Source organism: Deinococcus metallilatus (assembly GCF_004758605.1).
Lineage (GTDB): Bacteria > Deinococcota > Deinococci > Deinococcales > Deinococcaceae > Deinococcus > Deinococcus metallilatus.
The window spans coordinates 1,570,652-1,588,253 of sequence record NZ_CP038512.1; the positions used below are offsets into that span (position 1 = coordinate 1,570,652).

A 17,602-nucleotide genomic window follows, 5' to 3' on the forward strand; every position below is an offset into this window, starting at 1 on the left:
ACGCGCCTGGAAACGTGCTCGCGCGTGGTACCACCCAACTTCGCCACGTGGATGTGGCCTCGTTCATGCCCGCTGTCGGGGGGCGGCCGGGACGTTCTACTCGGCGTGGGCCTTTCTTCGTCCGGCGCGGGAGCTGATCTTCGGCGGGGGACCACCGGCCCGGCTCGCACCGTCCCGGACTCGCTCCTGGTGGCCTGGCCCCGCGTACTCTTCTCGCGTTCGCCTTCTGAATTGCTCACCCCCGCTCGGGGGTACTGCTCATGGTAGGCGCGCAGCATGGACAGGTCAATCCGCCCGGTCACGCATTCTGGCGGCAGCAGATATGGTGAACTGTAAGGCAGCAGGGGAGGGGCCAGAGCAAGTGCTGACCATGTGGACCTGGCAGGCCACCGGGCACGCCCCCTACAATCCCCGAAAAGGAGAGTCAATATGCAATTCTTCATCGACACCGCGATCATCGACGAGGTTCGTGAAATCAACAGTTGGGGCGTCCTGTCGGGCGTCACCACCAACCCCAGCCTGGTCGCCTCGTCCGGGCGCGACTTCAAGGAAGTCATTCAGGAGATCGCCCAGCTGGTCGGCGGCGCGATCAGCGCCGAGGTCACCGCCCTGGACGCCCCCGGCATGATCAAGGAAGGCCGCGAGGTCGCGGGCTGGAGCAACCACGTCGTCGTCAAGCTGCCGCTGACCCCGGCGGGCCTGCAAGCCTGCAAGGTGCTGACCGGCGAGGGCATCAAGACCAACATCACCCTCTGCTTCAGCGTGCCCCAGGCGCTGCTGGCGGCGCAGGCCGGGGCCACCTACATCAGCCCCTTCGCGGGCCGGGTGGACGATATCGGCTGGGACGGCATCGAACTGGTGCGCCAGATCAAGGAAGCCTACGTCCTGGGCGATCTCCAGACCAAGGTGCTGGCCGCCTCGATCCGCCACCCGCAGCACGTCGTGCAGGCCGCGCTGGCGGGAGCCGACGTGGCGACGGTGCCCTACAAGGTCTTCACCCAGATGATCAAGCACCCGCTGACCCAGGCGGGCCTCGACGCCTTCCTCAAGGACTGGGCCAAGCGGGCCGGGGCCAGCCCCGAAACCCCCTCCAGCGAGGCGGGCACCAACCCGCAGCAGGGCGGCGTGACGGCGCAGGGTGAGCCGGTCCAGGGAGGTCAGAAGAAGTGACCGAACCCCACACCGCGCCGCTCCCCTTTCACGAACTCCAGCAGAAAATCCTGCCGGAACTGCACCTGATCGCCGCCCAGACCGGCATCGAGAACTACCGCAAGCTCAAAAAGGACGCCCTGGCCCTCGCTATCATGGAGCGGCAGGCCGAGGCCGAGGGGCAGGTCCTGGCGCGCGGCTACCTCGACATCAGCTCCGACGGCTACGGCTTTCTCCAGTCCAACCTGCTCGACCCCGCCTCCAGAAGCGTGCTGGTGACGGCGGGCGTGATCAAGCAGTTCCACCTGCGGACCGGTGACGAGGTGATCGGCCGCGCCCGCCGCCCCCGCGAGAACGAACGTTACGGCACGCTGGTGCAGGTCGAGGCGGTCAACGGCCTGGACCCCGAGTCCGCCCGCCAGCGCCCCCGCTTCGACGACCTGACGCCCACCTTCCCGGACCGGCAGCTCGTCCTCGAAGACCCGCTGATGGACGACAGCCTCTCGCTGCGGGTGGTGGACCTGCTCGTGCCCATCGGGCGCGGCCAGCGGGCCCTGATCGTCGCGCCGCCCAAGGCTGGCAAGACGACCCTGCTCAAGAAGATCGCCAACTCCATCGTCAAGAACTACCCCGACGTGACGGTGATGGTCCTGCTGGTGGACGAGCGCCCCGAGGAGGTCACCGACTTCCGCGAGAGCGTGCAGGGCGCGCAGGTGATCGCCTCGACCTTCGACGAGCCGCCGCAGCACCACGTCCGCGTCGCGGAGTTCGTCCACGAACGCGCCCGCCGCATCGTGGAGGAAGGCGGGCACGTGGTGATCCTGCTCGACTCGATCACCCGCCTGGCCCGCGCGAACAACCTGGTCACGCCGCCCACCGGCCGCACCCTCTCGGGCGGCCTGGACTCCAACGCGCTGCACTGGCCCAAGCGCTTCCTGGGCGCCGCGCGCAACATCCGCGAGGGCGGCAGCCTCACCATCCTGGCAACGGCGCTGGTCGAAACCGGCTCGCGCATGGACGACGTGATCTTCGAGGAGTTCAAGGGCACCGGCAACGCCGAACTGGTCCTCTCGCGCCGCCTGGAAGAGCGCCGCATCTTCCCCGCGCTCGACATCCTAAAGTCCGGCACCCGCCGCGAGGAGCTGCTCCTCCAGCCCGAGGTGCTGAAGAAGATGTGGCTGCTGCGCAAGGTGATCAGCGACATGGACCCCGCCGACGCGATGGAGATGCTGCTCGGCCGCATGGGCAAGACGCGCAACAACGTCGAGTTCCTGCAAGCCCTCGCGGGCGGCTGAAGTCCCGCCGCGCGTCCGCCCCGGCCTGATCCCCGGCGGCGGGCGCCCTTCCGGCGGTCCCCTTTTCCGGCCTGGCGGCGGTCAGGCCGAGGTTCTGGAGTTCTGGTGCCTGAGTTTCCCCCCCGCCCCCCCCGGGGCCACGTTTCCCTGTCCCGGCGGCTGGCCCTCACGCTCGCGCTGTGCGGCCTGCCCGCCCTCGCCCCCCTCGCCGCCGCCATGCCCGAGACGCCGGAAGGCCTCGCCGCCCTGCTGGGGGTGCCCACCCCCGCCGAGCGCCTGACGGCGGCCCTCCCCACCGTTCACCTGACGCGCGTCCCGCAGCCTGCCAGCGTGCTGGTCGTGACCACGCAGAGCGCGGCCCAGGTCGCGGCCCGCTACGGTGTCCCGGCGGCGGCCGTGGACCCGCTGCCGCACGCGGAAGACCAGCGCGCGAAGGTCCTGCGCGTGCGCCTGCCCGCCCCAGAACTGCGCCGCCCGCCCGTGTGGCCCCGCTCGGTCACCACCCACACCGTCCGCCCCGGCGAGACGCTGGCCAGCATCGCGTCGGACGCGGGGCTGAGCCTGCTCGACCTGCTCAGCGCCAACCTGGGCCGCGCGAGCCTCGACGACCTGACGCCCGGCGAGGCGCTGTTCGTCCCCACCGCCGAGCGGGGGCTGCTGGTCCGCCTCAAGCCGGGGCAGACGGCCCTGTCGGTGATCGCGGGCTACCGCGCCGACCTGGCCCGCACCGCCCGCGCGAACGACGTGCTGCCGACGGCCCTGCGGCCCGGCGACTACCTGCTGCTGCCCGGCATCCAGGCGGAAAGCCTGTACGCGAAACTGGTCGAGCGCCGCGCGGCCCGGCAGGAAGCGGAGCGCCTGGCGCGCGTGCAGGCGCAGTACCAGCGGTATCTCGCCTGGCAGCACGACCGCCTCCAGGCCCTGTACGACCAGCAGGAGAAGTACGAGGCCTACCTCGCCTGGAAAAACAGCCCCGAGCGCCAGCGCCGTCTCCAGCAGTACGAGCGGCAGGTGCAGTTCGAAGCCGCCCAGGCCGCCGAGCGTGACCGCCAGCAGGCCGCCCAGTCGCTCAGCGTCCAGCCCGCCGGGGTGAACGTCTCGGCCGCGGGCCACCTCGCCTGGCCGATGCACGCCTACCGCATCACCAGCCGCTACGGCGAGGCCGACATCGACTTCCACAAGCAGGTGTTCCACGGCGGCGTGGACCTGGCGGCCCCGGCGGGCACACCGATCTACGCATCTGCGGCAGGCACCGTGACCGAGAGCGGGTATGGTGCGTACGGCATGAACGTCTACACCGTCCAGGGGGACAGCACCCTGATCTACGGCCACCTCAGCCGCAGCGCCGTCAGCGCCGGGCAGACCGTGCAGCAGGGGGACCTGATCGGGTACGTCGGCTGCACCGGCATCTGCACCGGCCCGCACCTGCACTTCGAGCTGCGTCTCGCGGGCCAGGCGGTGGACCCGCTGGCGCTGCTGCCGTGAAGGGCCCGGCGCCGGGCCTGCGCCTGCTGGTCGTGGACGACGAGGCCCAGATCCTCGAACTGCTCGACCTCACCCTGGGCCTGCACGGCTTTACCGTGGTCACGGCGTGCAGCGGTCCCCACGCCCTGGACGCCGCCCGCCACACCACCTTCGACGTGATCGTGATGGACGTGCTGATGACCCCCTGGGACGGCTTCGAGACGGTGCGCCGCCTGCACGCGGCCCTGGGCGCGGCCATGCCGCCCGTCGTGTTCCTCTCCGGCCTCAACCGCCCGGAACAGGTGCCGGGCCTGGTCACCGAGTACCTGGTCAAGCCCTTCCGGCCCTCCCAACTGGTCGAGAGCATCCGGCGGGTCGCCTCTTCCGGAATCTGACCCCATTCTCTCCCCGCAACTGGCTCTCTTCATGGGGCCAGTTGCGGGGCATACTGCCCGCATGACCGAACCCACCCAGACCGGAACCGCCCAGATCAAGCAGGGCTTTGCCGAGATGTTCAAGGGCGGCGTCATCATGGACGTGGTGACCGCCGACCAGGCCCGCATCGCGGAGGCCGCCGGGGCGACCGCCGTGATGGCGCTGGAGCGCGTCCCTGCCGACATCCGCGTGGCCGGGGGCGTGGCCCGCATGAGCGACCCCAAGATGATCAAGGAGATCATCGGCGCCGTCACCATCCCCGTGATGGCGAAAGTCCGCATCGGCCACTTCGTCGAGGCGCAGATCCTCCAGGCGCTCGGCGTGGACTTCATCGACGAGTCCGAGGTGCTGACCCCCGCCGACGACCAGTACCACATCGAGAAGACCAAATTCACCGTGCCCTTCGTCTGCGGCGCGAAGAACCTGGGCGAGGCCCTGCGCCGCGTGGGCGAGGGCGCCAGCATGATCCGCACCAAGGGCGAGGCCGGGACCGGCAACATCATCGAGGCCGTGCGCCACGCCCGCACCGTCCTGGGCGAGATCCGCTCCATCCAGGCCCGCCCGACCGACGAGCTGATGACGGTGGCCCGCGATCTCCAGGCCCCCTACCACCTGGTCCAGTACGTCCACGAGCACGGCAAGCTGCCGGTCGTGAACTTCGCCGCGGGCGGCGTCGCCACGCCCGCCGACGCCGCCCTGATGATGCACCTGGGCCTCGACGGCGTCTTTGTCGGCAGCGGCATCTTCAAGAGCGACAATCCCGAGCGCCGCGCCCGCGCCATCGTGAAGGCCGTCACCCACTACCAGAACCCCGACGTGCTGGCCGAGATCAGCGAGGACCTCGGCGCGCCCATGACCGGCATCAACATCGACAGCCTGGTGCCCGCCGAGCGCCTGGCGGGCCGGGGCTGGTAAAAGAAAGCGGCCAGCTTCCGGCACCGTGCTGGCGCCTGGCCGCTGAAAGCTTTCCTATGACCCAGCCCCACATCGGCGTCCTGGCCCTGCAAGGGGCCTTCCGCGAACACCGCCAGCGCCTGGAATCGCTCGGCGCGCGCGTCACCGAAGTCCGCCTGCCTGCCGACCTCGCGGGCCTCCAGGGCCTGGTCATCCCCGGCGGCGAGAGCACCACCATCGCGCGGCTGATGGCCGACTACGCCCTGTGGGCCCCTGTCCGCGACTTTCACGCGGCGGGCGGGGCGCTGTGGGGCACCTGCGCGGGGGCCATCCTGCTCGCGCGGGAAGTCCACGGCGCCCCCCCGCAGTTCGGCGGCCAGCAGGACAGCCTGGCCCTGATGGACCTGACCGTGCGCCGCAACGCCTTCGGGCGGCAGGTGGACTCCTTTCACACGCCGCTCCAGGTGCAGGGCCTGGACACCCCCTTTCCCGCCGTCTTCATCCGTGCCCCCGTCATCGAGCGGGTGGGGGAAGGCGTGGAGGTGCTCGCCCGGCACGCGGGCCAGATCGTCCTGGCCCGGCAGGGCCGCCTGCTCGCCAGCTCCTTCCACCCGGAACTCACGGCCGACGCGCGGCTGCACGCGCTGTTTCTGGACCTGGCCGCCGCGCCCCTGCCCGCCTGAGCGCACCGCCCCCTTTCCTTAAGGCTCCGGCTGTGGCCGGGGTCTTTCGACTATGCTCGGGCGCGTGCGATCCCTGCAATTCCGCTCCGGCGGGGCAACCCTGAGCTATGACGCCACCGGGCGCGGTGACCCCCTGGTGCTGGTGCATGGCCTGAGCGGGTCGAGCCGCTGGTGGCGGCGCAACGTCCCCGCCCTGTCCGCCACGCACCGCGTCTATGTGCTAGACCTCGCCGGGTACGGGCAGGCCGCGCGTCAACGTGCCCTCGGCGTGCGCGAGGCCGCCGCGCTGATCGCCGCCTGGCTTGACCATCAGGACCTCCAGCGCGTCACCCTGATCGGGCACTCGATGGGTGGGCACATCTGCATGCATGTCGCCGCGCTGCGCCCCGGGCGGGTGCGGAATCTGGTGCTGGCCTGCGCGAGCGGCCTGCTGAAAGGGAGCCTCTACCGCCTGGCCCTCAACCTGCCGCGCGCCGCCCTGACCGGCCGCCTGACCTTCGTGCCGCGCATCCTGGCCGACGCCGCCCGCAGCGGTCCCCTCAACCTGTGGCGCAGCACCACCGACCTGCTGCGCGACAGCGTGCAGGACCTCCTGCCGCACCTGGCCGCCCGGACGCTGGTGATCTGGGGCGCGCGCGACGCCCTGGTGCCCGCCTCCCTCGGCCGCGTGCTCGCCGCCGCGATTCCCGGCGCCCGCTACGAGGAGATTCCCCGGGCCGGACACGTGGTGATGGTGGACGCCCCCGCGCAGTTCAACGCGCTGGTCCTCGACTTTCTGCGGGAAGGGGAGCCGCAGGCCTCTTGAGCGGTCAGACCCACCACTTCACCCGGGTCGGCGGCCTGCTCACCCACGCCTGCGTGCGCGGCGAGGGGCCGCCCCTGGTGCTGGTGCCGGGCCTGGGGTGCGCCTCGTGGATGTATGGCCGCGTCTCCCGCCAGTTGGCCCGCGCCCGCACCGTGTACACCTACGACCCCCCCGGCCAGGGCTTCAGCCAGGGTCGCCCCGGTTTCCCCCGCACCATCGAGGACCTCACCGACCACCTCGCGGCGTGGCTGGAGGTGACCGGCCTGCATCCGGTGCCGTTGCTGGGTCACTCGCTCGGCGGTGAGGTGGTCTTCGACCTCGCCGCCCGCTATCCCCATTTGGTGTCCGCCCTGATCGCCTGCGCGCCCACCGGCATCCCCGAGAATCCCCATATCCTCGCGCAACTGCTGCGCCTGGCCCTCGACGCGCCGCGCGAGCGGCCGCAACTCCTGCTGCCCGCCCTCGCCGCCTACCTCCGCTGCGGCCCGGCCCGGATGGCCCGCCTCGCGCAGGACCAGAGCCATCACGCCACCGGTCCCCTCCTGCCGCATGTGCGGGTGCCGACCCTGCTGCTCGACGGCACCCGTGACCCCGTGATTCAGGCCTGGACGCTGGAGGTCATCTGCCACGCCATCCCCCACGCGACCGTCCGCGAGATTCCCGGGGGAACCCACGCCCTCACCGACTCCTTTCCGCGGACGGTTGCCCGCTACACGCTGGATTTTCTGAAAGAGGTTGTAGAAGGAGCCTCCTGAGCCCTAAGAAGAAACAAAAATTTCACGACCAGGTTTATCGTGAATACTTTCACTTAATATTCCTTGCCGCCCTCACACTTGCTCGACCGTCCCCCGCAGGCGTGCCCGCTCAGCAGCAAAGGCCAGGCGGTGCGAATCGAACGATTCGGCCAGGGGGGTCGGCACGTCCGCCTCACCGCGCAGGAAGGCCAGCCAGGCGGCCACCAGAGCCTCGTCCCCGCCGCCGTGGTTGCCGCTCGTGTCCACGCAGAGACGTTCGGCCCCGCCTGTGCGGAAGTCGTGCAGCTCGATCTCGCCGCGTTCCATCTGGCCGCGCAGTTCGCCGTGGGTACCCAGCAGCTTCAGGGTCCGGGTATTGTTGTGGGTGAAGGCGCTGACCGTGAGCTGCGCCGTCACGCCACTGGCAAAGGTGACGGTGACGGCCTGGTGGTCCACCACGTCATTCCCCGCGCCGTACACGCAGCGTCCGTAGGGGCCGCGCGCCAGCGCCTCTGCCAGCGAGACGCCGCCCGCCGTCAGCACCGTCACCGGCCAGCGGTCCGGGTCGCGCGTGCCGTAGATGCGCCGCGCGTCGTAGGGGCAGCCCACGACCGGGCAGGTCACGCAGCGGTCCGACGCGCCGGGCGGCGCTTCCTCGGGGCGGAAGTGGTTGAGGCAGCCCTCGCTGCTCACCCGCACGGGGGGCGCGTCCGCGAACCAGCGCAGCAGGTCGAGGTCGTGGCCACTCTTCGCCAGCACGAAGGGTGCGGCGGGCGGCGACTGCGCCCAGTTGCCCCGCACGTATGAGTGCGCGTAATGCCAGAACGCCACGTTCTCCGCGTGCTGAATCCCGATCAGCTTTCCGAGCCGCCCGGAGTCCAGCACGCCCCGCACGGCCCGGAAAAAAGCGGTGGCGCGCAGCACGTGGCAGACCGTCACGCGGCCGGTGGACGCCGCCTCCGCCGCCAGCAGCCGGTCCAGCTCCGGCTCCGACAGGCAGACGGGTTTTTCCAGCAGCACGTCGTACCCCAGCTCCAGCGCCCGCAGGCACGGCCCCACATGCGCGTCGTCCGGCGTGGCGATCACCACCGCGTCCGCCACCCGTCCCAACGCGAAGAAGGCCTTCCAGTCGAGGAAGCACGCTTCCGGCGGGAGGCCGTGCCGCGCGGCGACCTCCGCCAGCCGGGCCGGACGCGGGTCCACCAGATGCGTGACCCGCGCCCCCTGCGCGCTCAGATGCCGCGCGTACACGTCCGCGCCCCGGTTGCCGCAGCCCAGGATGGCGACCGTCGGGGTCATCGCCGCTCCACTCCCCACCCGATTCCGGTCGGCCGTTCCAGTCGGCCCGCCGTCCATTCCAATCCCGTGAACGGGTCGTCGGCCAGCAGCAGGGCGCCGTCGAGGTCGGCCCAGTCGCACAAGCCCGCGAGATGGGCCGCCGCCGCGATGCCCAGCGAACTCTCGATCATGCAGCCGATCATCACCCCCATCCGGTGCGCGCGGGCCAGCCGCAACGCCCGCAGCGCCTGCAAGGGGCCACCCAGCTTGGCGAGCTTGAGGTTCACGCCGTCGAACGCCGCCGCCAGCGCGGGCACGTCCGCGACGTGGTGCAGGCTCTCATCCGCGACGAGCGGCACCCGGGCCAGGCGGCGCAGCTCGGCGTGCCCTTCCAGGTCCCCCGCCGCGAGGGGCTGCTCGACCAGTTCCACCCGCGCGGCGTCCAGCACCTCCAGCATCCGTTTGGCCTGCGGGCGGGTCCAGGCGGCGTTGGCGTCCACCCGCAGCGCCGCCTCCGGGACCTCCTCCCGCAGCGCCTCCACGATCTGCTCGTCCCGGGCGGTCCCGAGCTTCACTTTCAGGACGCCGTGCCCGCGCTCCACCGCCTCACGCGCCTGCCGCCGCATGTCCGGCAGCTCGCCCAGACTCACTGTGAAGCTGCTCTCCGGCAGCGGCCGGGGGGACAGCCCCAAGAGCCGCCACACCGGCACGCCCGCCGCGCGGGCGGCCCACTCGACCGCCGCCATCTCCAGCGCGCACTTCACGCTGGGATGGTCATACGGCATCCGCGCCGTCAGCCCCTCGTGCAGCCCGTCCCAGTCCCAGCCGTCCGTCAGGGCCGGGGCGAGCAGGGGCAGCACCGCCGCCACCGTCCCGCTCGTCTCGCCGTAAAAAGCGTTCGGCGCGGCCTCGCCCCGGCCCGTCACGCCGTCCTGTTCACAGGTGACGAAGGTGCGCGGATAGGTGGAGTGCGTCCAGCGCGCGATGCCGAAGGGCCGGGCGGTGTGCAGGTCCAGCGTCTCCCAGCCGACCTTCACGCCGTCCACCTCCCGAAGCCGGTCAGGCTGCCCGCCAGCCGCGCCCCGTACTCGCCTTCCCCCAGCGTTTCCACCGTCACCCGCATATGCGTGGCGTTCGCGTGGACCATCCGCCGCCCGTCCAGCATCAGCCCCACGTGCCCCGGGAAGAAGGCGAGGTCCCCGCGCTGCGGAGCCTCCACCGGCGTCAGAAAGGCCCGCTGCTGGTCCGCGTCGCGCGGCAACGCCCGGCCCAGCGCCGCGTAGGCGAGCTGCGCCAGCCCCGAGCAGTCCAGCCCCCAGGCGCTGCGCCCGCCCCAGACGTAGGGAGTGTCCAGCAGCCGCAGCGCGAACGTCGCCGCGTCCGTCCCCGGGGCGGGGGAGAGCGCGGCCCGCGCCACCCAGGCGGCCTGGCCGTTCGGCAGGTGGACCGGCACCCAGCCGCTCACCGCCTCGCCGGGAGCGCGCGTCAGAACCGCGCCCGCGCACAGTTCCGCCCGCAGCGGGGCGCTCACCTGTGGCCCCGCGTAGGCGTGGGCCCGCAGGGCCGTGACCCGCAACGGCTCGCCCCCCGCCGTCTCCCGGGAGACCAGCGCCTCCGCCCGCGCCCAGCCCAGGTAGCGGTCATGGCCCGTCCGGACCCAGGCCCAGCCGCCCGCCTGCTCCGTGATCACCTCCAGGGCCTCACCGGGCAGCGCCTCGGTGACCTGCGGGGCGTCCGCGTCAGGGCGGGCGCGCAGGCTGACCCGGGCATTCCCCGCCCGCGCCGCCCGCGGCGTGACAAAGCGCCAGCCTTCCCCCGATACCCTCCCGCGCAGCCCCTCCTCCGCGAGCCGGGCGTCGGGGTCATAGGCGTGCGTGCGGGGGTCCAGCGGGAGAGCAGCGGTCATGGTCCCAGGCTAGCGCCTGACCGGGCTGGGCCGTCACAGGTGCCGGGTCAGCCAGCGGCCCCAGTTCCCGCCTGCCACCCCGGCGCGGTGTTCTTCCGGCAACAGGTCGAGGAAGTGCCCCACGTCCCGGTACCGCTCCACCCCCGCCGGGGCCTTTTCCCGCCCGAAGCCGCCGTCCAGATCGGTGCCCAGCCCGACGTGTTCCCAGCCGACCCGCGCGGCGTAGTGCCGGGCGTGCGCGGCCAGTTCTTCCAGCCCCACGCGCGGCTGCGAAGGGTTCCAGCCCGCCCGGATAAAGGTGCCCAGGAACACCAGCCCGATCATGCCGCCCGTCGCCGCCACCGCCCGCGCCATCTCGTCCGTAAGCTGCCGGTTGCCCGGCACGAACGCCCGGCTGTTGGCGTGCGTGGCGATCACCCGTGGCCCGATCTCCAGCGCCTCCCAGAAGGCCGCGTCGTCGAGGTGCGAGGCGTCCAGGGTCAGCCCCAGGTCCCGCATGGCCGTCACCAGAGCGCGGCCCGCGTCCGTTAAAGGGCCGGGGGCCGCCGTGCCGCCCGCGTAGCGTGTCCGCCCCCAGGCCGGGCCGATCGCCCGCACGCCCGCCTCCTGCCAGAAGAGCAGATCGTCCGCGTCCCGGACCGGGTCCGCCCCCTCCATCAGCAGCACCACACCCAGCGGCCCTTCCGGCTGGGCCAGATGCGCCCGCACCTCCGCTCCCCCGCGCAGCAGGCGGATCAGCCCCGCGTCTTCCCAGCGGCGGTACTGGTCCAGTTGCGCGAGCGCCTGGGCCCGTGCCCCGGCGTGGTCGGTGTAGCCCTGCGGGCTCTGCTCCGTCCGCGGCAGCGCGAACAGGGTGCCGAACGCCACGCGCGTCCCGGCCGCCCCCAGTTCACCAAAAGTCACGGTGGCCGTCTCGCCCTCCACCGGGTCGGCGGCGCGCAGGGCCTCCAGCCCCAGCGTCAGGTCGCGGCCCTGAGCCGCGTTGAAGGCCAGGTCCAGGTGCCCGTCCACCAGCAGGGGAGGGGTGCTCAAGCCGTCACCGGCTTCTCCACCAGCGCGAGCACGGCCCACAGGTCATGGACCGCTCCAGCCGTCTTCCCGTGCAGGTCGATCAGGACCGCCCGCATCCCCAGCGCCCGCGCGGCCTGCACGTTCTCGGGTCGGTCGTCCACGAACAGCACCGCCCCGGCGGGCAGCCCCAGCCGGTCCAGCGCGTACTGGAACGCCCCCGCCTCCGGCTTGTGGACCCCAGCCGTGCAGCTCGCCACCGCCATGTCCACCAGGTCGGCCAGGCCCAGCGCCTTCAGTGTCCGGTCGATGCTCGGCAACGTATTGCTCAGCACTCCGATTTTCAGCCCCCGCGCCCGCAGTTCCGTCAGGACCTCCCGCGCGTCCGGTACCGCCTTCATGTACCGCTCGTAGGGAAAGGCCGCCACCAGGGCCAGGGCCTGCGCCCGGTCCAGTCCCAGCCGCGCCGCGAGTTCCTCCCCGTACTGCGTCCAGAAGGCTTCCTCCTCGTCGGCGGTGCGCAGGTCCCACCAGGCGGAGGCCCAGTCCTGCCACTGCGCGGCGAGCACCCGCCCCACCTCGGCCGCAGCGAGGCCGAAGCGTTCGGCGGCCCACCGCGCGGCCTCACGGGAGGTGCCCAGATCGGTCAGGGCGAGTGTGTCGTCGCGGTCGAACAGCACCGCCTGAAGGTGGGAGTTCATTGCCCGCAATTCTAGACCCTGCACAGGAGGTCAGGAAACAAAGGTTTCACGAAACAGTTTGTCGTGAAACCTTTCACTTATAGTCAAAGGAAAGAAGAGGCCGAGGCCCCCTTCCTTCACCCCTCCGGCCGCACCTCCACACCGACCTCGGCCAGTTGTGCCTGGTCGACAGGGGAGGGGGATTCGGCCATCAGGTCCACGCCGCGGTTGTTCTTGGGGAAGGCAATCACCTCGCGGATGCTGCCCGCGTCCGCCATCACCATCACCAGGCGGTCGAAGCCCCAGGCGATGCCGCCGTGGGGGGGCGTGCCGTACGAGAGTGCATCGAGAAAGAAGCCGAACTTCTCGCGGGCCTCCGCCTCGCTGAAGCCGAGGGCCTGGAACATCTTCGCCTGCACTGCCGGGTCGTGGATACGGATGGAGCCGCCGCCCACCTCGTACCCGTTCAGCACCAGGTCGTAGGCCTGCGCGCGAATCTCGCCCTGCCGCCCGGTGCCGAAGAGGGGAATGTCCGCCGGGTGCGGCGCGGTGAAGGGGTGGTGCATGTAGGTCCAGCTTCCCGTTTCCTCGTCGAATTCGAGCTGCGGGAAGTCCACCACCCAGGAGACGTGGAAGCGCGGGCCGCTCGCGGCCAGGTCGAAGAGGTCGCGCAGGCTCAACCGTACCGCTCCCAGCGCCGTCACCGCCTTCTTCCACTCGCCTGCGGAAAACAGCAGCGTGCCGCCCGGCTCGACCCCGGTCCGCTCGATCAGCGCCGCCGCCTGCTCGCCGACGAACTTGCTGATGCCGCCGGTGAAGCTGTCGCCGTCGCGCTTTACCCAGGCCAGCCCCTTTGCGCCGTTCTGCTTCGCCACCCGCTCCAGCTCGTCGATCTGCTTGCGGGTCAGTTCGGGAGCGGCCAGCACCTTCACAGTTTCCGCGTCCGTGAACGCCTTGAACTCGCCGCCCCGGAAGAGGTCGGTCACGTCCACGAAACTCAGGTCGAAGCGCAGGTCGGGCTTGTCCGAGCCGTAGCGGTCCATCGCGTCGAAGTAGCTCAGGCGTGGGAAGGGGAGAGGCAGGTCCACGCCCAGCACCGTGCGGAAGACGTGCGCCAGCAGGCGTTCCTGCACGTCCAGCACGTCCTCCTGCGTCACGAAGCTCATCTCCATGTCGAGCTGGGTGAAGTCGGGCTGGCGGTCAGCGCGCAGGTCCTCGTCGCGGAAGCAGCGGGCGAACTGGTAGTAGCGGTCGAGGCCCGCGATCATCAGCAGTTGCTTGAAAAGCTGGGGCGACTGCGGCAGCGCGTAGAACTCGCCGGGGTTCAGACGGCTGGGCACCAGGAAATCGCGCGCCCCCTCCGGCGTGGAGCGCGTCAGCATCGGCGTCTCCACCTGCACGAAGCCTTCCGCGTCGAGGAAGGCCGTCGCCGCCGCCATCGCCTTGCTTCTCAGCAGCAGGTGCCGCTGCATCTCGGGTCGGCGCAGGTCAAGGTAGCGGTACTTCAGGCGGATGTCCTCCGCGACCTGATCGCCCTTTTCCAGCTCGAAAGGGGGCGTCCTGGCCGCGTTCAGCACGGTCACGCGCGAGGCGATCACCTCGTAGTCGCCCAGACCGCCCTTGCGCTGGCCTTCGGGGCGGAGCTGGAAGCGGCCTTCCACCTCCACCACGTACTCGGCGCGCACGGTGTCGGCCTCCGCGAAGGCGGGAGAATCCGGTTCCACCTCCACCTGCACGGTACCCGAACGGTCACGCAGTTCGAGAAAGATCAATCCGCCCAGATCGCGGCGGCGGCCCACCCAGCCTTGCAGGATGACGGTCTGGTGGGCGTTGGACTCGTTCAGTTGGCCGATGTAGGAGGTGCGTTTCATGGGGGCTCCCGTTGGTCGTGTCTATGGTCTAAAGGTCTAACCGTCTCAAGGCGTTCTTCTTCGACCGTTAGACGGTCAGACCCGTTCTGCGAGGAAGGTATTCAGGTCGGGCAGCGCAACTTCCTGTTGCTCACCCGAAGCGAGGTTCTTGATGTTCAGCACGCCCCGCGCGGCCTCGTCGCTGCCGATGATGGCGGCGTAGCGGGCGCGGCGGCGGTCGGCTTCCTTGAAGGCGTTCCCCGGCTTGAGAGCGCGGTAGGCGAATTCCACGCGGGCCACCCGACGACCCTGGAGGGCGAGCCGCGCGGCGAGGCCCACGTTCTCCTCGTCCATCGCGGCGAGGAAGAGCAGCGGGCCGCCCGTCTCGGGAAAGGCCACGCCTTCCGCCTCCAGCGCCAGCAGCAGCCGCTCGATGCCGAAGGCCCAGCCGATGCCGGGCACTTCGGGTCCGCCGAGCTGCGCCGCGAGGCCGTCATAGCGTCCGCCCCCGCCCAGCGCCGACTTCGCCCCCACGCCCTCGTGGTGCAGTTCCCAGGCGGTGCGGCGGTAGTAGTCCAGCCCACGCACGATGGAGGGGTCGATGTCGAAGGGAATGTCCCAGGCGGTCAGGTACCGCTGCACCGCCTCGAAGTGCGCGCGCGCTTCCTCGCCCAGGAAGTCCAGCATCGGCTTCACGTTCAGCTCGCGGATCAGCGCCTGGTCGCCCTCGCTCTTGGAATCCAGAATCCGCATCGGGTTGCGGGTCAGGCGGTCCCGCGAGTCGTCCGAGAGGCGCCCCTCGTGCGGCGTGAACAGCTCGCGCAGGTAGGCGTTGTAGGCTTCACGGTCCTCGGGGTCACCGATGGAGCCGAGCTTTACCCGCACCCCGGTCAAGCCCAGCTCGCGCACGACCTCCCACATCAGCCAGATCGCCTCGGCATCCACGAGGGGATCAGTCGACCCCAGCACCTCGTAATCGACCTGATGGAACTGGCGCAAGCGGCCCTTCTGCACGTTCTCGGCGCGGAACATCGGGCCGTGCGTCCAGAGTTTCAGCGGCGCGGGGAGCTGCTTGAGGCCGTTCTGAAGGTAGGCGCGGACAATGCTGGCGGTGCCTTCCGGGCGCAGTACGTACCCGCCGTGGTCGCCGAAGTAGTACACCGTGAACATCTCCTTGCGGACGATGTCGGTGCTCCCCCCCACGCCGCGCTTGACGAGTTCGGCCTCCTCGAAGAGCGGCGTATTGATGAACTGCGCGCCCGCACGTTCCAGCACGCGCCGAGTGGTGTCCTGCACGAAGGCGAAGGCGGCCGCCTGCACGTCGCGGGAAAGTTTCGGACTGCCGTCCGGCAGGTGATCCTGGGTGCCCTTGGGGCGCTGTAACGCCATAACCCTGGGAGTGTAGCAGCCGGGCCGGAGAGTTAAACAGAAGCCCGCGCCCTCTCATCCTGGAGGGGCGGGGAACGGGAGAATCGGAGCTGATCTTCCCGCCTTCTTTCCCCAAGGAGCCTTCCCCATGACCCCCGACCCCCTGCACCCCGACAAGACCGCCAGCGATTCCGGCCACCGTCCCTTCGCCACCGTCAATCCCTATACCGGCGAGACGGTCCGTGAATTTCCTTTCCTGACCACCGGGGAGGCCCTCGCCGCCGTGGAGCGGGCGCACGAAGCCTTCGGCGCCTGGCGGCAACGGCCCGTCGAGGAACGCGCGGCCATCGTGCGGCGGGCCGGGGAGCTGATGCTGGAACGCAAGGACGAGCTGGCCCGCCTGGTCACGCTGGAGATGGGCAAGCTGATCCGCGAAAGCGGCTTCGAGGTCGAGCTGGCCGCCAGCATCCTGAAGTATTACGGCGAGAAGGGGCCGGAGTTTCTGCGCCCGCAACCGCTCCAGGTGGAGGGGGGAGAGGCCGCCATCGTCAACGAACCGCTGGGGGTGCTGCTGGGCATCGAGCCGTGGAACTTCCCGCTCTACCAGGTGGCCCGCTTCGCCGCGCCGTATCTGGTGGTGGGCAACACCATCCTGCTCAAACACGCTGAGATCTGCCCGCAGTCGGCCCTGGCGCTGGAGCAGCTCTTCCATGACGCGGGGGTGCCGGAGGGCGTCTACACCAACGTCTTCCTGAAGATCAGTGACGTTGAACCGGTGATCGCCCACCCCGCCGTACAGGGCGTCTCGCTGACCGGCAGCGAACGCGCGGGCGCCAGCGTGGCCGCCCTGGCCGGGCGGCACCTCAAGCGCTGCGTGCTGGAACTGGGCGGCAGCGATCCCTTTATCGTGCTGGACGCACCGGACTTCGAGAAGACCATCAAGGCCGCCGTGGTCGGGCGGATGGCCAACACCGGGCAGAGCTGCGTGGCGGCCAAGCGGTTTATCGTGCTCGACGAGCTGTATGACCCGTTCGTGGCCGGGCTGGCGCAGGGCTTCGCGGGCCTGAAGCCGGGTGACCCGGCCGACCCCACCACCCGCCTCGGCCCGCTGTCCTCCGAGCGGGCGGCGCAGGACCTGATGGCGCAGGTGCGGGACGCGGTGGACCAGGGCGCGACGGTGGTCACGGGCGGCGGACGCCCCGACCTCCCCGGCGCCTTTGTGGACGCCACCATCCTCACCGACGTGAAGCCAGGCATGCGCGCCTATTCCGAGGAGCTGTTCGGGCCGGTCGCGGTGGTCTACCGGGTCGCCAACGACGAGGAGGCCGTCGCCCTCGCCAACTCGTCGAGCTACGGGCTGGGGGGCGCGGTGTTTTGCAGTGACCTGGAACGCGCGCGGGCGGTGGCCGACCGCCTGGACAGCGGCATGGTGTGGATCAACCACCCCACCTCGTCCCAGGCGAACCTGCCCTTCGGCGGCGTGAAACGCTCGGGCTTCGGCCGCGAACTCGACCGCCTGGGCATCTTCGAGTTCACCAACCGCAAGCTGGTGCGGACGCTGCCCGCAGCTAAGGGCATGGGCAAGGCGGCCCAGGTGGTCGGCTGAAGGCAGGGGAGAGGGCAGCCCCACACGTCTGGGCCGCCCTCCCGGAACCGTTACTGCCGGACGCTGTAGGGCAACCCGGTGGACTGCCGCCCGCCCACTTCCACGAACAGCCACGAGCCGCCGACCGGCGCGTCGCCGGGAATGGTCAGCACGATCTCACTGTCCGTCCACGAGCGCACCGCCGAGGCCGGGAACAGGTAGCCGCCCGCCCCGGTCGCGTCCGCGCCCAGCCGGACCTTTCCGGTGGCGGGGCCGCCCAGGTAGCGGCCCTGAATCGTCAGCGTGCCGCCGCGCGGGGCCGGTTCCGACAGCTTGATCAGGACGGGCGTGACGGTGACGCCCAGGGCGGCCTGCTGACGCGGCGCGCAGGAGGCCAGGACACCCATGAACAGTAAAGAAGCAAAGAAGAAACGCACCATAGCAGCAGCCTCCGTGGGGGCAGTCTAA

At 70.8% G+C, this 17,602-nt stretch carries 17 protein-coding genes; 9 read left to right on the top strand and 8 right to left on the bottom strand.

Annotated features, from left to right (window positions below; all coding sequences use genetic code 11):
- Window positions 1-429 precede the first annotated feature (429 nt).
- The 8 genes from fsa (at window position 430) to E5F05_RS13620 (ending at window position 7,480) form a co-directional block, all read left to right on the top strand.
- Window positions 430-1,170, top strand: coding sequence for a fructose-6-phosphate aldolase (gene fsa, locus E5F05_RS13585; protein ID WP_129119170.1), 741 nt, complete (start codon window positions 430-432; stop codon window positions 1,168-1,170).
- Window positions 1,167-2,444, top strand: coding sequence for a transcription termination factor Rho (gene rho, locus E5F05_RS13590; protein ID WP_129119171.1), 1,278 nt, complete (start codon window positions 1,167-1,169; stop codon window positions 2,442-2,444). The genes fsa and rho overlap by 4 nt, the downstream gene beginning before the upstream one ends.
- 105 nt (window positions 2,445-2,549) lie before the next feature.
- Window positions 2,550-3,929 (top strand): peptidoglycan DD-metalloendopeptidase family protein, encoded by a 1,380-nt coding sequence (locus E5F05_RS13595; RefSeq protein WP_129119172.1) that lies wholly within the window; start codon window positions 2,550-2,552, stop codon window positions 3,927-3,929.
- Entirely contained in the window at window positions 3,926-4,303 is a 378-nt protein-coding gene (locus E5F05_RS13600; RefSeq protein WP_129119173.1) for a response regulator, read from the top strand. Before E5F05_RS13595 ends, E5F05_RS13600 begins: the two co-directional genes overlap by 4 nt.
- 61 nt (window positions 4,304-4,364) lie before the next feature.
- Window positions 4,365-5,258 carry a pyridoxal 5'-phosphate synthase lyase subunit PdxS gene (pdxS, locus tag E5F05_RS13605; RefSeq protein WP_164973480.1) on the top strand — a complete coding sequence of 298 codons (894 nt, stop codon included), beginning with the start codon at window positions 4,365-4,367 and terminating at the stop codon, window positions 5,256-5,258.
- A 56-nt stretch (window positions 5,259-5,314) separates the two neighbouring features.
- Entirely contained in the window at window positions 5,315-5,920 is a 606-nt protein-coding gene (pdxT, locus tag E5F05_RS13610; RefSeq protein WP_129119175.1) for a pyridoxal 5'-phosphate synthase glutaminase subunit PdxT, read from the top strand.
- Window positions 5,921-5,972: 52 nt separating this feature from the next.
- The gene (locus E5F05_RS13615) at window positions 5,973-6,725 is read left to right on the top strand and encodes an alpha/beta fold hydrolase (RefSeq protein WP_129119176.1); all 753 of its coding nucleotides are present in this window, start codon (window positions 5,973-5,975) and stop codon (window positions 6,723-6,725) included.
- Entirely contained in the window at window positions 6,722-7,480 is a 759-nt protein-coding gene (locus E5F05_RS13620; RefSeq protein WP_129119177.1) for an alpha/beta fold hydrolase, read from the top strand. Before E5F05_RS13615 ends, E5F05_RS13620 begins: the two co-directional genes overlap by 4 nt.
- Before the next feature lie 72 nt (window positions 7,481-7,552).
- Here E5F05_RS13620 and E5F05_RS13625 read toward each other — a convergent pair whose 3' ends face one another.
- The 7 genes from E5F05_RS13625 to hisS form a co-directional block, all read right to left on the bottom strand.
- Window positions 7,553-8,758 carry a Gfo/Idh/MocA family protein gene (locus E5F05_RS13625; RefSeq protein ID WP_129119178.1) on the bottom strand — a complete coding sequence of 402 codons (1,206 nt, stop codon included), beginning with the start codon at window positions 8,756-8,758 and terminating at the stop codon, window positions 7,553-7,555.
- Window positions 8,755-9,783: a dipeptide epimerase gene (locus E5F05_RS13630; protein ID WP_129119179.1), complete on the bottom strand. Its 1,029-nt coding sequence runs from the start codon at window positions 9,781-9,783 to the stop codon at window positions 8,755-8,757. Before E5F05_RS13630 ends, E5F05_RS13625 begins: the two co-directional genes overlap by 4 nt.
- On the bottom strand, window positions 9,771-10,643 hold the full coding sequence (locus E5F05_RS13635) for a C40 family peptidase (RefSeq protein ID WP_129119180.1): 873 nt from the start codon (window positions 10,641-10,643) through the stop codon (window positions 9,771-9,773). The genes E5F05_RS13630 and E5F05_RS13635 overlap by 13 nt, the downstream gene beginning before the upstream one ends.
- Window positions 10,644-10,676: 33 nt before the next feature.
- The gene (locus E5F05_RS13640) at window positions 10,677-11,675 is read right to left on the bottom strand and encodes a dipeptidase (protein ID WP_129119181.1); all 999 of its coding nucleotides are present in this window, start codon (window positions 11,673-11,675) and stop codon (window positions 10,677-10,679) included.
- Window positions 11,672-12,352 (bottom strand): HAD family hydrolase, encoded by a 681-nt coding sequence (locus tag E5F05_RS13645; protein ID WP_129119182.1) that lies wholly within the window; start codon window positions 12,350-12,352, stop codon window positions 11,672-11,674. Before E5F05_RS13645 ends, E5F05_RS13640 begins: the two co-directional genes overlap by 4 nt.
- A gap of 116 nt (window positions 12,353-12,468) precedes the next feature.
- Window positions 12,469-14,202: an aspartate--tRNA ligase gene (gene aspS / locus E5F05_RS13650; RefSeq protein ID WP_129119183.1), complete on the bottom strand. Its 1,734-nt coding sequence runs from the start codon at window positions 14,200-14,202 to the stop codon at window positions 12,469-12,471.
- A 75-nt stretch (window positions 14,203-14,277) separates the two neighbouring features.
- Entirely contained in the window at window positions 14,278-15,570 is a 1,293-nt protein-coding gene (gene hisS, locus E5F05_RS13655; RefSeq protein WP_129119184.1) for a histidine--tRNA ligase, read from the bottom strand.
- A 127-nt stretch (window positions 15,571-15,697) separates the two neighbouring features.
- Here hisS and E5F05_RS13660 point away from each other — a divergent pair, with 127 nt between their 5' ends.
- The gene (locus E5F05_RS13660) at window positions 15,698-17,155 is read left to right on the top strand and encodes an NAD-dependent succinate-semialdehyde dehydrogenase (protein WP_129119185.1); all 1,458 of its coding nucleotides are present in this window, start codon (window positions 15,698-15,700) and stop codon (window positions 17,153-17,155) included.
- Between the two features lie 50 nt (window positions 17,156-17,205).
- Here the strand turns inward: E5F05_RS13660 and E5F05_RS13665 are convergent, their stop codons facing one another.
- Complete coding sequence (locus tag E5F05_RS13665) at window positions 17,206-17,574, bottom strand: IPT/TIG domain-containing protein (protein ID WP_129119186.1); 369 nt, start codon at window positions 17,572-17,574, stop codon at window positions 17,206-17,208.
- Between the last annotated feature and the right edge of the window lie 28 nt (window positions 17,575-17,602).